The 12,416-nt window shown below is 38.2% G+C and carries 8 protein-coding genes; 3 read left to right on the plus strand and 5 right to left on the minus strand.

Annotated elements, in window-relative coordinates:
• Positions 1 to 4: 4 nt before the first annotated feature.
• From adhE to R8923_RS02445, 3 genes are all read left to right on the plus strand, one after another.
• On the plus strand, positions 5 to 2,605 hold the full coding sequence (adhE, locus tag R8923_RS02435; protein WP_485871160.1) for a bifunctional acetaldehyde-CoA/alcohol dehydrogenase: 2,601 nt from the start codon (positions 5 to 7) through the stop codon (positions 2,603 to 2,605).
• Positions 2,606 to 2,835: 230 nt separating this feature from the next.
• Positions 2,836 to 3,750, plus strand: a complete 915-nt coding sequence (locus R8923_RS02440) for an ABC transporter ATP-binding protein (RefSeq protein ID WP_485871161.1) — start codon at positions 2,836 to 2,838, stop codon at positions 3,748 to 3,750.
• Positions 3,747 to 4,799, plus strand: coding sequence for an ABC transporter permease subunit (locus tag R8923_RS02445; RefSeq protein WP_485871216.1), 1,053 nt, complete (start codon positions 3,747 to 3,749; stop codon positions 4,797 to 4,799). Before R8923_RS02440 ends, R8923_RS02445 begins: the two co-directional genes overlap by 4 nt.
• Positions 4,800 to 4,841: 42 nt before the next feature.
• Here the strand turns inward: R8923_RS02445 and R8923_RS02450 are convergent, their stop codons facing one another.
• The 5 genes from R8923_RS02450 to R8923_RS02470 form a co-directional block, all read right to left on the minus strand.
• Complete coding sequence (locus R8923_RS02450) at positions 4,842 to 5,426, minus strand: DNA-3-methyladenine glycosylase I (RefSeq protein ID WP_485871162.1); 585 nt, start codon at positions 5,424 to 5,426, stop codon at positions 4,842 to 4,844.
• Between the two features lie 7 nt (positions 5,427 to 5,433).
• Positions 5,434 to 5,664: a hypothetical protein gene (locus R8923_RS02455; protein WP_485871163.1), complete on the minus strand. Its 231-nt coding sequence runs from the start codon at positions 5,662 to 5,664 to the stop codon at positions 5,434 to 5,436.
• A 109-nt stretch (positions 5,665 to 5,773) separates the two neighbouring features.
• Positions 5,774 to 8,470 carry an aconitate hydratase AcnA gene (gene acnA / locus R8923_RS02460; RefSeq protein WP_485871164.1) on the minus strand — a complete coding sequence of 899 codons (2,697 nt, stop codon included), beginning with the start codon at positions 8,468 to 8,470 and terminating at the stop codon, positions 5,774 to 5,776.
• 256 nt (positions 8,471 to 8,726) lie between these two features.
• Positions 8,727 to 9,143, minus strand: coding sequence for a general stress protein (locus tag R8923_RS02465; protein ID WP_485871165.1), 417 nt, complete (start codon positions 9,141 to 9,143; stop codon positions 8,727 to 8,729).
• A gap of 4 nt (positions 9,144 to 9,147) precedes the next feature.
• Complete coding sequence (locus tag R8923_RS02470; protein ID WP_485871166.1) at positions 9,148 to 12,357, minus strand: DEAD/DEAH box helicase; 3,210 nt, start codon at positions 12,355 to 12,357, stop codon at positions 9,148 to 9,150.
• Positions 12,358 to 12,416 lie beyond the last annotated feature (59 nt).

Here is a 12,416-nt window from a genome sequence, read left to right on the forward strand (position 1 = left end):
AAAAATGGCGATTAAAGAAGAAGCTACTCGCGAAGTTTTAGAAGTTCAAAAAGTGATTGATAAATTAGCAAACAACGGTGCAGAAGCGCTAAAGGCATTTGAGAGTTATACTCAAGATCAGGTTGACTCCATTGTTCATGCAATGGCTCTAGCTGGACTTGACCAACATATGCCACTTGCCAAGATGGCTGTAGAAGAAACTGGTCGTGGTTTGTATGAAGATAAATGTATCAAAAATATTTTTGCCACTGAATATATTTGGAATAACATTAAAACTAATAAAACGGTAGGCATTATTAACGAAGATAAACAAACTGGTGTTATTGAAATTGCTGAACCTGTTGGTGTTGTTGCTGGTGTTACACCCGTAACGAACCCAACTTCGACTACACTATTTAAAGCGATTATCGCTATTAAAACGCGTAATCCAATTATCTTTGCTTTCCACCCAAGTGCTCAAAAGTGTTCCTCTGAAGCAGCACGCGTCGTATATGAAGCTGCCGTTAAAGCCGGGGCGCCTGAAAACTGTATTCAATGGGTTGAAAAGCCTTCTCTTGAAGCAACAAAACAATTAATGAATCACGATAAAGTTGCATTGGTTCTTGCTACAGGTGGAGCCGGAATGGTTAAATCCGCATACTCTACTGGTAAACCAGCTCTTGGCGTTGGACCTGGTAACGTTCCTGCTTATATTGACAAAACGGCGAAGATTAAGCGTGCTGTTAATGACATCATTCTTTCTAAATCATTTGACCAAGGTATGATTTGTGCATCTGAACAAGCTGTCATTGTTGACAAAGAAATAGCAAAAGAGGTTAAAGAAGAATTTACTGCAAATGACTGCTATTTTGTAAAAGGTGCTGAATTTAAGAAACTTGAAAGCTATGTTATCAATCCTGAAAAAGGTACATTAAATCCTGATGTTGTTGGTAAATCCCCTGCTTGGATTGCTGAACAAGCTGGCTTTAAAGTGCCTGAAACAACGAAAATTTTAATTGCTGAAATTAAAGGTGTTGGCGATAAATATCCGCTTTCACATGAAAAATTAAGCCCGGTGCTTGCGTTCATTGAAGCAAAAAATCAAACTGAAGCTTTTGATCGCGCGGAAGAAATGCTTGAATATGGTGGTTTAGGTCATTCTGCTGTTATTCATTCTACTGATAAGGAAGCACAAAAACAATTTGGTATTCGCATGAAAGCTTGTCGTATTATTGTCAATGCACCTTCTGCTCAAGGTGGTATTGGTGACATTTACAACGGCTTCATCCCTTCCCTAACACTTGGATGTGGTTCTTATGGTAAAAACTCTGTTTCGCAAAACGTTAGTGCGACAAATCTTTTAAATGTAAAGCGTATCGCAGATCGGAGAAATAATATGCAATGGTTTAAATTACCACCAAAAGTATTCTTTGAAAAATACTCCACACAATACTTGCAAAAAATGGAAGGTTTAAATCGTGTGTTTATCGTAACTGATCCTGGTATGGTTCAATTTAAATATGTTGATGTTGTAATCGATCACTTAAAACGTCGTTCAAATGATGTGGATTACCAAGTATTTGCTGACGTTGAACCAGATCCGTCTGATGTTACCGTTTATAAAGGTGCGGAACTTATGAAAGACTTTAAACCAGATTGCATTATCGCGCTTGGTGGTGGTTCAGCAATGGACGCGGCAAAAGGTATGTGGCTATTTTATGAACACCCAGAAGCTTCATTCTTTGGTTTAAAACAAAAATTCTTAGATATTCGCAAACGGACATTTAAATATCCTAAACTTGGTGAAAAAGCTAAATTTGTTGCTATTCCAACAACAAGTGGTACTGGTTCTGAAGTAACACCATTTGCTGTAATTACGGATAAAGAGAACAACATTAAATATCCACTAGCTGACTATGAACTTACACCTGATGTTGCGATTGTTGATGCGCAATATGTGACAACTGTCCCTGCTCACATTACTGCAGACACTGGTATGGACGTATTAACACACGCGATTGAGTCATATGTTTCTGTTATGGCAAGTGATTATACACGTGGCTTATCTATTCAAGCTATTGAATTAGTATTTGCTAACTTACGTGATTCAGTTCTTCGGGGCGATGAGGATGCGCGTGAAAAAATGCATAATGCCTCTGCCCTAGCTGGTATGGCCTTTGCTAATGCCTTCCTTGGAATTAATCATAGCTTAGCGCATAAAATTGGACCGGAATTCCACATTCCACATGGTCGTGCGAACGCTATTTTAATGCCACATGTTATCCGCTATAATGCGCTTAAACCTAGAAAACACGCTTTATTCCCTAAATATGAAAGCTTTACTGCTGATGAAGACTATGCTCGTATTGCTCGTATTCTTGGATTAAAAGCAAACACTGCTGCAGAAGGTGTTGCATCCCTTGTTGATGCTATTATTCAACTTGGTAAAGATATTGGAATCGATATGAGCCTTAAAGGGCAAAATGTTGATAAAAAACAATTTGATGCTGTTATCGATACTTTAGCGGACCGTGCATTTATGGATCAATGTACGACTGCAAATCCAAAACAACCGCTTGTAAGTGAATTGAAGCAAATTTATGTAGAAGCTTACAAAGGTGTTTAAAAATACTAGCTCCCACTTTTATATAAATGAGTTAGATGAGTGAAGTAGATTGTTTTTTCATGCCAGATATACAATCACTAAAAACAACCTGTTAGATAAGTATGCCAAGCTTATCTGACAGGTTGTTTTCATCTACTACTAAGGACTTAATAAATAACCAAACCACGGCTTCATGCACATGTAATAGATTTTGTTATAATTAATATATTCTGTGAAAAGGAAGTGGAAAAATGCCTGAAATCATTTTACAGCTTGAAAATGTTTCAAAAAAAATCGGCAAAAAAGAAATCATACATAATATCAGTTTTGAAATTGAAAAGGGAGAAGTTTTCGGACTACTGGGACCGAATGGTGCGGGAAAAACAACTATCATCCGTTCAATTGTAGGGTTAATCTCAAAGACAAATGGTCAAGTTTCTATTTGTGGTACCAATTTAGATGGCAATTTTAAAGAAGCCATTCAAAATATTGGAGCTATTATTGAAAATCCTGAATTCTACATGTATATGTCTGGCTGGAAAAACTTAAAACAGTTTGCACGTATGAGTCGAAAAAATATTTCTGATGAGCAAATGAATGCAATTGTAGATAAAGTAAAACTAAGTCATGCTATCCATAATAAAGTTCGAACTTATTCTCTAGGTATGCGTCAACGCCTCGGTGTCGCACAAGCGTTGATTCATCAACCTGCCCTACTCATTCTTGATGAACCTACGAATGGGCTTGATCCACAAGGTATGGCAGAGTTTCGTTCCCTTATTAAAGAACTTGCTGAAGGCGGAACATCCGTTTTAATTTCAAGTCACTTGCTCGCTGAAATTCAGCAAATTACAGATCGCTTTGCTATCATCGATAAAGGACATTTAACGCATATTGAAAAAATGACAGATTTAAACGCCGAAAAAAACTTAAAAGTCACGCTTGAAGTATCAGATGCTGCTAGCGCAAGACTTGTTTTAGATACGCTTGACCTTGAAATCATTCAGCAAGAAGAGCAGCATTTTGTACTAAATGTAACACGCGAAGTCCTTCCAGAAATCGCCCGCGCGCTTATTCGGGCAAATATAGATATTCTTGAATTATCTAAAGTCCACTTCTCTCTTGAAGATCGCTTCTTAGCACTTACAAACGGGGGTGAAAAATAATGCGTTTAGTTCAAAATGAATTTCAAAAACTAATTCTAAAAAAATCAAGTTGGATGATGCAAATCATTCTCGTTATCCTTGTTTTCTTGATGACCATGCTCATGCTTGCCACTTCTGATACAACTGGTAACGATGAAAAAACACAGCCTCAAGGAATCACAGCCTATTATAATGCTGATGGACAAAGAATTTCAGAAGAAGAGTACTTCAATACTCAAGATAATCAAAAAGACAGTTACTCTAGCGAAATCCTTTCTCCTAAAGAGTCTGTAGCAGCTTTAAAAGTAGCTAAAGAGAACGCTCCAAAAAAAGAACAAGCATCGATTCAAGAGCAAATTGATTATTATCAAGCTTATGCAGATGCTGGCAAGACACCAATCACAGCACTCGGGTCGATGACTGGACCAGAATTTTTTGCAAGTCTTGGTATTATGAACATGATTGCAGGCATTTTAGTCGCCGTAATAGCGAGTATGATTGTTGCCTCTGAATTTTCAGGCGGAACCATTAAATTACTATTAGCTCGGCCGTATTCACGTAGTCAAATTCTCGCCTCTAAACTGTTCGTTGTTATTCTTTACGCCGTAATTACAAGTATTGTACTATTTATTTCGGCCTTTCTATTCTCATTTATTTTACCTGGTGGCGAGTATTTAATGCCCGTATCTCCGGATTCTGGGACATTAAATGCGCTTCAAGCTGCGCTCATTTTGCTTGGCTCTAACTTCATTATGATGATTGTCTATGCAAGTATTGCCTTCTTATTTTCATCCGTTGTTCGCTCTCAAGCACTTGCAGTTGGCGTAAGTTTAGGTGTTTTATTTTCTGGCTCTATTCTTGCAGCATTCTTACCAATTGCCATCGAGAAATATGACTGGTTAAAATGGATTATTTTTAACCTGCTGAATTTAAACAGTGCTGTAGTTGGAAATCCAACACCTGGTGGACTTGATGTGTGGCAAATCATTGTCGGTCTTTCCATATATGTTCTCCTATTTTTATGGATAAGCTTTTACTTTTTCAAAAAGCGCGACGTAGCGCTTAGTTAAAACAAAAATGCCCCTATGCATGTGTATAGGGGCATTTTTAACTTATGAATCGCGATTTTTTTCATTTTGGTAAAAAGCACATGTCACGTTATGATCGTTAATCACACCGATTGCTTGTAAATATGAATAGATAATAACGGGACCGACAAATTTAAATCCTCGTTTTTTCATATCTTTACTAATTCGCTCAGAAAGCTCATCTTTTGCTGGCATTTCCTGATTCCAAGCAAGCTTGTGATCAATCACTTTACCATCTGTAAAATGCCACATATATTTAGAAAAAGAACCGAATTCAGCCTGCACTTTTTGAACAGCCTGTGCATTCGTTCTGACGGCTTGAACCTTCGCTCTATTCCGAATAATCTTAGCATTTTTTAGAATTCCAGCTAACTCTCCGTCCGTTAACTTGGCACAAGCGTCAATATTAAATTGTAAAAACGCTTCTTGATAACCGACTCGCTTATTTAATATCGTTCGCCAAGATAAACCAGCTTGAGCCCCCTCTAAATTTAAAAGCTCAAAAAGATATGTATCCTCGTAACTTGGCTCGCACCATTCATCATCGTGATACGCAAGCATGATTTCGTCCCCACTCTCCGCCCAACTACATCGCTTTATTTCACTCATACAAGACTCACCCCACTAAAATATATTGCATGCACAGAAAAGCACCGCAAAAAAACGCGATATATGCAAAATAAAAATGCTTCGCCCGCCACTCTATTAGCCCCAGCGCAAGACAAATCGCAGTAAAAACAACTAAAACAAGTGGTGGTAACGGAATTTTATAACCACTTATTGTCATGACTAAACTAAGCATCAAACTAATTATAATAAGTAAAATTAATAAAGTTGTTTTTCGCATCTCATCTTCCTTTCTCTCCTATTATAGAACATTAGTTCGCACAATGCAATAGAGAAAGAACCAAAAATTAAACAATACCTTGCTTAATTTTTGGTTCCTAGCCTTCTTATTAATCCTCTAATTTCCCACGTAAAACCATTTGTAAAATGCCGCCATGACGATAGTAGTCAATTTCCACTTCTGAGTCAAAACGAGCAATAGCCTCAAACAATGTTACTTTCCCACTTGGTGAAGTGGCAGTTACTGTTACAGAACCTCTAGGTGTGATAGATTCACCAATTGCCACATGAATAGTTTCTTCGCCAGTAAGACCGAGTTCGTCCGCACCCTCACCTTGTTTGAATTGAAGTGGTAACACACCCATCATCACGAGATTAGAGCGATGAATGCGTTCATAGCTTTTGGCAATAACCGTTTTAATACCAAGTAAATTAGTTCCCTTAGCAGCCCAATCACGTGAAGACCCCATACCATAATCATCACCAGCAAGAACCACTAATCCTGTTCCATCTGCCATATATTTACGCGAAGCATCATAAATGGACATGACTTCTTTGGTTGGGAAGTATGTCGTGTATCCACCTTCTGTGCCTTTGGCGATTTGATTTTTAATGCGAATGTTGGCAAAAGTTCCGCGCATCATCACATCATGATGACCACGTCTTGAGCCATATGAGTTGAAATCACGAATCGCGACACCTTGTTCTTGTAAAAATTTACCAGCAGGTGTGTCTTTCCCAATTGCTCCAGCCGGTGAAATGTGGTCAGTTGTAACTGAATCACCAAACTTCCCGATAACTCGAAGGTCAGATAAAGTTTCTACTTTCCCCTTTTCCTTTGACAGGTTTTCAAAAAATGGTGGGTTGGCAATGTATGTTGAAGCATTGTCCCACTTATACAGTGCTTCATCTGTTGTATTGATTTCGTTCCACGCCTCATTTTCATCAAAAACACGCGCATATTGTTCTCGGAAAAGTTCCGGTGTTACAGTTTCTTCAACAAGTTTCTTCACTTCATCTGAGGAAGGCCAAATATCTTTTAAGAAATAAGCATTCCCGTCATTGCCATATCCAATTGGCTCATTTTCTAAGTCAATATTTGTTGTACCCGCTAATGCGTAAGCTACAACAAGTGGCGGTGAAGCTAAGAAATTTGCTTTTACAAGCGCATGAATACGACCTTCAAAGTTTCGATTTCCACTAAGCACTGCCGAAACTAATAAATCATTTTCTTGAATCGCTGCTTCAATTTCATCTTTTAATGGACCAGAATTTCCGATACATGTTGTACAACCATAACCAACTAAATCAAAACCAAGTTTATCTAAATAAGGAAGTAAGCCAGCTTTTTCTAAATAACCTGTTACGACTTTTGAGCCGGGAGCGAGCGAGGTTTTTACAAATTTAGGCACTTCAAGTCCCAGTTCTACAGCCTTTTTCGCAACTAATCCAGCAGAGAGCATCACATACGGATTAGAAGTATTCGTACAACTAGTAATTGCAGCTATCGCAACAGAACCCGTCTTCATCACAGATTCATCACCGTTTCCATACACGACTTTCGCTGTTTTATTTAGTGCACCAGGCTCTAAACCGAAACCTTGGTTCCCAGCAGGAGCTGAAATGGATTTCTGGAATGTTTCTTTCATCGCGGATAATGGAATCAAATCTTGTGGTCGTTTCGGTCCTGAAAGATTTGCTTCAATTTCACTTAAATTAATTTCTACCGTATCAGTATAATCAGGCTCACGGTTTTCTTTTGTAAAGAATAGGTCATTTTCCTTTAAATAAGTTTCAACTAAGCGAATTTGCGCTTCATCACGGCCAGTTAAACGTAAATATGTGAGTGATTCGGCATCAACAGGGAAAAATCCGCAAGTGGCACCATATTCTGGCGCCATATTGGCCACCGTTGCGCGGTCTGCAAGCGGTAACGTCGACACACCTGGACCGTAGAATTCCACAAACTTCCCTACGACTTTTTTCTCCCGAAGTACTTGAGTCACTTTAAGTGCAAAATCTGTTGCGGTTGCCCCGTTTGGGAGAGAGCCTGTTAGCTTGACACCAATTACTTCTGGAATCGGGAAATAAGAAGGCTGTCCGAGCATACCCGCCTCAGCTTCAATTCCGCCAACGCCCCAACCAAGTACACCGATACCATTAATCATTGTTGTATGGCTATCCGTCCCAACAAGTGTATCAGGAAATGCGATTGTTTCGCCATTTTCCTCTTTTGCAATCACAACACTCGCCAAATATTCCAAATTGACTTGATGGACAATGCCGGTTGCCGGCGGAACAGCACGATAATTATCAAAGGATTTTTGTGCCCAGTTCAAAAATTGATAACGTTCCATATTACGCTTAAACTCAAGCTCCATGTTAATTTTAAGTGCTTCTGGATTCGCATAACTATCCACTTGAACAGAGTGGTCAACAACAAGATCCACGGGAATCTCCGGATTAATTTTTTCTGGATTACCCCCAAGGTCCGCAACCGCTTTGCGCAGTGATGCTAAATCAACAACAGCAGGAACACCCGTGAAATCTTGTAAAATCACTCGTGCTGGTTTAAACGGAACCTCTCCGTCGTTTTGACTCGCTTCTTTCGACCAATTACTAAGCCCCTTAATGTGCTCCTCTGTGATCGTCTTCCCGTCGCTCTGCCTTAAAACCGATTCCAAGAGCACTCGAATCGAATAAGGTAGCCTTTCAATGTTCGCTTCTAACGATTTTAATTTAAAATAGTGATACGTTTTATCATCCAATTGAAAAGATGATTTTGCTTTCATTTTTAAGTTTGCCATCCACGTTTCCTCCTCAATTTCGAAACGATTGATATTCCCTACTTTATTTTACTGGAAACTACTTGATAAGTAAACTAAGTTATTTTGCATAAAAGCAATAAGTTTTAGTTATAAGAAAAAAGGCATACAAGTATGCCCTTAGACTGCTAACAAACGGCCATCTTCGTTGCTCATGCATCCGTTTCAATGTTCACGAGCTTAATAGGCTTCGTACTAGCTTTGCCTAGAATCTTACTGTTTGTCATATGTTTTTTAGTTATCTAGCTAGTAACAATAACTTTCCTTCATCCAGTTCGTTTACAAAATGAGCAATTTGCTCGTCCGTTAAATCGAAGTCTTCTAGTAGTCGCGTTACCGTTTTGTCGTTTGTACGCGAAAACCATTTAGCAAATGGACCCGCCGCATAAAGCGCACCGTATTTTGGATTATAGGCTTGGGGAATAACAATGGCACCACTTAAGCTTTGCAAAATACCTGAAATGATACCAAATGCTTCTTCATTCACTGGACGTTCTTGCTCCGTTTCAGTTCGCTCCGCTACTTCCTCACTCATTTTCTTATTTTTGGCTAAAACAGAAATATCTTCTTTTGTGTAACCTTTTTGAACAAGATATTCAATTTGTTTCACTGCTTCCTCTTCATTTTCTACTGATAAAACTTCCCATTTATCCATTTTTTTACAACATCCCTTCTTTATTAAATGTAAGTAACGCCTTCATTTCATCAATGGTGAGCTTATTAAGTAGCTGTTCACCAGGTTGAATGAGCGCATCCACTAAGGCTTGTTTCTTTTGCTGAAGCTCAAAAATACGTTCCTCAATTGTTCCTCTCGCAATAAAACGAATTACTTGTACAACTTTCTTTTGACCAATTCTGTGCGCTCTACTTGCTGCTTGTTCTTCAATAGCAGGGTTCCACCATAAATCAAATAAAATTACCGTGTCAGCGCCTGTTAAGTTTAGCCCTGTTCCCCCTGCTTTTAAGGAAATTAAAAACACATTTTTTTCTCCTTGATTAAAAGCCATAACATCATCGACGCGTTTTTTAGCATTTGTTTTTCCGTCGAGGTAAAAATACGGAATTTCTTGCTCCTCGCATCCTTCTGCAATTAATTGTAGCATACTTGTAAATTGAGAGAAAATAAGAACACGTTTTTCCCCTTGAAGCGCTGTCCTCAGTGTATCAAACAGCTGGGTAAACTTACTTGATTCCCCTGTGTAATCAGGCATAAATAATCTTGGGTCACAGCAAATCTGTCGAAGGCGTGTCAAACCAGCCAGCAAACGGATATGCTCCTCCCCTTGATTTAAGCCGCCAGAAGCAAGTTCTGCTTGAATTTTTTCCACATAGGCTAAATAAATTTGTTTTTGTTCTGTCGTAAGCTCTGAATAAAGATTCGTTTCAATTTTCTCTGGCAATTCACGTGCAACATCCTTTTTAAGTCGTCGCAGTAAAAATGGCCGAATGAGCGAAGCGATACTTTGATGATCGACCTCTTTAAATTTATGAAGTGCTGGGAAAAAACCTGGTAAAATTGTTTGGAAAATCGTCCAAAGTTCATCTACCGAATTTTCAAGTGGCGTTCCACTAAGTGCAAACATGGATTTTCGATTAAGCTTTCTAACAGCTTGTGAAACCTTTGTTGTATAATTTTTAATCATTTGCGACTCATCTAAAATAATCGTGTGAAACAAATTTCCTTGGAGTAAATCCGCATCTTGACGTAATGTTTGATAAGAAATCAAATACACTTGATTTTTTTTAAGTTTTGCTAATTGTTCGGCGCGTGAAGACTTACTTCCCTCCACTATTTCCACGTTTATACTACTTGCAAACGTTTGAAATTCATTTAGCCAATTATAAAGAAGTGACGCTGGCGTTACAATTAAAATAGGTTCAATGTCCCGCTCAAGCTCAGATAGCAGAAAGGCTATTGTTTGAATGGTCTTTCCAAGACCCATATCATCGGCCAAGACACCACCCAATTGGTATTTCGCGAGCGATTTCATCCACTCAAAGCCAACAATTTGGTAATCGCGAAGTGTGGCATTAAGCGCTTTTGGAACGCTATAATGTTCATCTGAAAAATGCTGAACTTCTTCTAATAATTGGCGATATTTTTTACTGAATTTCTGTCTGTCTTGTTGCCCTTTTTCAAGTTCATAAAGCTGAATTCCTCGGTAGACAGGCAATTGCATCGTTTGTCTCACTTCCGTTTGCCTCACATCAAGGACTTCAAAAATCCGTTTAATTTGCTCAAAACTTTCGTCTTCAAGGGATAGAAATTGCCCATTCTTTAAACGATGATACGTCTTTTTCTCACGTAAAGATAATAGTACATTCTTTGTTTCATCTTCTGGAATGCCCAGAAATTGGAAAGAAACGGATAAAAAGGCATTATCCTCAGCCACATCAAAGGAAGTTATAGGTTGAATATCATGGAAAGCCATATTTTCCATACCATCTGCCATGAAAACCGCAACATATTCGCTAAGCTTTGGTACGATATGCGCATAAAAATGATATAAGTCCTGTTCTTTTGTGCTTAAAACCATACGATTACTGGAAAATAAAATCGGTGCATTTTCAATAAACTGCATAATTTTTGTTTCCGTTTCAATGTCACGGATGACAATTTGTTCGTCACTCACTTTATTTTCTCTTGTGTGAAAGGGTTCAAAAACCCATTCTCCATACTCATATTGCAAGCGTAGTTCATGTTTGTTGTCTTCCGTCATGGAAATAAACAGTTTTGCCTCAAGTGGAAAATTGATTATTCGATTTTGAATCGACTCGTCTACATCGACCGTCCCACTTTTTTGTAGTGCTGGTAAAACGTAGGACACCATTTCGCTTAGTCTTGCTTCATTAAATTGCACAACGTCACTTTTCGTTACTTTTTGAAATTCAAAAAGCGGCATGATGCCCAGCCATTCTTTTCTCACCAAGTAGTGGAAGGTGCCATCTAAAAAGATGAGTTGATATTTTTCTAAAAAAACAGCTTGCTGTAAAGACTCGAGTTCAATTTGGTACTTCCCGTTTGATGCGCTTCTAAAAATATAATTGAAATCCAGTTCTCCTTCGACCATTTTAATAGCGGGATAGCGCATTAATACTTCATTTTTTTCACTCAATATTTGTAAACTCGCATTTTCTCCTATGAGTTTTTGAAGTAATTCCTTTGCCAAAAACGGCGTCACAATAAGCGTTTTACCATCCTCGTAGCTTCTCGAAAAATAGCTATCGGACAACTCATACATTTTTTGGGTGTCAGAAATTTGTGTAAGTAAGTCTAAAATTGCATAATCCTTCTCTGAAAAAGTATGTTCGTTCGGATCAAAGGTGAAATTTTTTGTAAAAACGAGCAGCTGATTGTATCTCACTGCATCAAGGAAAGCTTGGATGTTTTTCACAATATACGTCCGTTCAGCACCTACTTTTATCTCCAGTACCATTTGTCGCTCTTCATTTTCCATTTTTAATGAAAGATGATAGGCAATTCGTAGTTTCTTTTTTGCATCTAAACTTGGAACTTCAAATTGATCTGCTAAACTTTCTTGAAAAAGTGATAAAAGCGTGACGGATTCCTGTTCTAAAATCCGTTCCTTCAAACTTAATTTTTTCTTTTCGTGCAGCAACTCTACTTTCTTCAAATAGGTGCTATACATATGTTTGCAAACACGTTCCCCGTAAATATGGCTGTCACAAGTACAGTCCAGTACATCTTGTTTGGTTTCTGTAACAACTTCTCCGTCTGTAAAATAAAAATTAGTTTGCCCCTCTTTTTCATCTATTTTATATATTGCTTCGTTTTTCATAAGTCCTTTGGCATCTTGCTTTATTTGATAAGGCACCATTTCATCTTGAATGTTGATTTGCCGTTTCATCATTATCCCTCGCTTTAAGAGTCCTCTAAACTTTCATTTTACCACAAAAAAAAGAGACC

This window comes from Listeria tempestatis, from assembly GCF_963575625.1.
GTDB lineage: Bacteria > Bacillota > Bacilli > Lactobacillales > Listeriaceae > Listeria > Listeria tempestatis.